Annotated in this window: 2 protein-coding genes; both read left to right on the forward strand. The window is 34.7% G+C overall.

Annotated elements, in window-relative coordinates:
* Window positions 1-121 precede the first annotated feature (121 nt).
* Window positions 122-1,642 carry a sulfatase family protein gene (locus tag M2326_RS17390; RefSeq protein WP_264620810.1) on the forward strand — a complete coding sequence of 507 codons (1,521 nt, stop codon included), beginning with the start codon at window positions 122-124 and terminating at the stop codon, window positions 1,640-1,642.
* Between the two features lie 183 nt (window positions 1,643-1,825).
* Window positions 1,826-2,434 (forward strand): hypothetical protein, encoded by a 609-nt coding sequence (locus tag M2326_RS17395; protein ID WP_264620811.1) that lies wholly within the window; start codon window positions 1,826-1,828, stop codon window positions 2,432-2,434.
* The last annotated feature ends 74 nt before the right edge of the window (window positions 2,435-2,508 follow it).

Genomic DNA, 2,508 nt, shown 5'->3' on the forward strand with positions numbered 1-2,508 from the left:
AACTCTATGAGATTTTGACCTTTAAAAATTTCCATTATTTCTATGTTTTTCAATACTTTAAAGATATGAATTTAACTGCTTACCTCAAAATATTTTTATACAAACACTAATGATTAGTAAAATGAAAACGAGACAGATACTGACCTATTTGTTTATAGGGGTACTATTGACCAATGCAAATGCCCAAAAAAGAAAAACTACCAAGCCCAATATTGTCGTAATTTATTTGGATGATTTAGGTTATGGCGATCTTAGCGCTTATGGAGCTACCGAAATCAAAACACCAAACATTGATGTTTTGGCCAATGAAGGAGTCAAATTCACCAATGGTTATGCCACATCAGCGACTTGTACGCCTAGTCGTTACGGCTTGCTTACAGGAGTGTATCCGTGGAGAAATAGTGAAGCTAAAATTCTACCAGGTACGGCACCATTGATTATCAATACCAAGCAAGAAACCTTGCCTAAAATGCTAAAAAGAGCAGGATATCAAACAGCTGTAATCGGAAAATGGCATTTGGGATTGGGAGCAGGAGACACCAATTGGAACGGTCATATTACACCAGGAGCCAACGAAATTGGTTTTGATGAGTCGTATATTTTAGCCGCTACGCAAGATCGTGTGCCAACAGTTTACATCAAAAACGGTCGTGTGGACGGTTTAGATCCAAAAGATCCTATTGCTGTAAATTACAATAAAAATTTCCCAGGAGAGCCTACAGGTGTTGATAATCCTGAATTGCTAAGCATGAAATGGAGCCATGGTCATAATAATAGTATCGTAAACGGAATTCCGAGAATTGGGTTTGTAAAAGGTGGAAAAGCTGCAAACTGGAGCGACGTTGATATGGCAGATCACTTTTTGGTAAAAGTGCAAGACTACGTTCGTACACACAAAAAATCGCCTTTCTTTTTGTACTACGCTTTGCAACAACCGCATGTTCCCCGCACACCAAACCCTCGTTTTGTAGGTAAGTCTGGCATGGGACCTCGTGGAGATGCTATTTTGGAAGCCGATTGGTGTATTGGTGAATTCATGAAAACCTTGAAAAAAGAAGGAATTCTAGAAAACACACTGATCGTATTTTCAAGTGATAATGGTCCAGTTTTAGATGATGGGTATTATGATGATGCCGTTGAAAAATTAGGAAAACACACGCCAGCTGGAAAGCTACGTGGTGGGAAATACAGTTTGTTTGATGCAGGTACACGCGTGCCTTTGATGGCATATTGGAAAGGAACAATCAAACCACAAGTATCAGATGCTTTGGTGTGTCAAGTGGACCTTTTGGCTTCGTTGGCCGATTTAGTTGGAGCAAAAGCAGAGATGGGTGATAGTGAGAATATGTTGCAACCTTTATTAGGAAAATCAAAAAAAGGACGTAACAACATCGTTTTGGAAGCCGGTTCTAATACTTGTTTCCGCTCTGGTGACTGGGTAATGATTCCGCCATACAAAGGAAATGCAGTCAACAAACAAACCAACACGGAGTTGGGAGTTTCGCTTCAATTTCAATTGTATAATTTGAAAAACGATCCAAGCCAAGACCACAATCTAGCTGAATCAAATCCAGCAAAATTAAAAGAACTTCTTGCTGCTTTTGAAGCGATTAGAGGTAAAAACTATTCGAATATAAAATAGTTTTTTATAATTTTTAAAAATAGAAATACCTTCTCTGCATTTTGTAGAGAAGGTTTTTTTTTTTTGGTTTTTATCGAAAGAAAAAACTTAGGAGAATATTAGGTTTGTTTGGACGAAATTTGTAAACTTGTGAGGATTAGTTGATTCTAGTTATTATAAAAAAGTCAATTTAAAAAGTAATTAATGTATAAAATTTCTGACCTCAAGGAAAATATAAATATACTAAATGATACAATTTCTTGTCCTGTAAAAGGTTGTGATTTAATTGTTGATAGAAAACGTCGTTCAGGAAATGAAGGAAAAAACTTTATCTGTCCTAAACATAATATTCTAATTACACCATCAACTTTTATATATAGCACTGATATTGAAAATTTTTTATGGAATGAAAAAGAGGATAAAATATTACTAGAAAAAATTTATAAAGTAAAAAGAGAAAGTCGAATGTCAAGTGAGAATAGTGAAGACACATTGACTTGGAATGTCTTTCGCTATCTTGAAAAAAGTGAATTATTATCAGCTTTACTTGACGAAATTTCTAAAAATCAACATAAAATCATAGACATAATTTATTGGTCTTATTCATTAAAAGAAAATAAATCATGGACTTTCCTAGACGAGGCGAGAGCCGAATTTGGAGAAGCAAAAAATAAAGGTTCTGAGCCAGATATCATAATACAAACAGATAAAACCATATTTATAATTGAGGCTAAGTTCTTTTCTTCAAATAAAACTTCTGGTTACAAAGAAACATTGACAAAAAGAATAAATAAGGCTCTTCGCTTAAAATAGTGGAATTGCATTTTTAGGCATTTCCTAAATAATACACCATTTTTATGAAATTTCCTGAATTTCTATAACCTCTT

The organism is Flavobacterium psychraerolatum (genome assembly GCF_025960985.1).
Taxonomy (GTDB): domain Bacteria; phylum Bacteroidota; class Bacteroidia; order Flavobacteriales; family Flavobacteriaceae; genus Flavobacterium.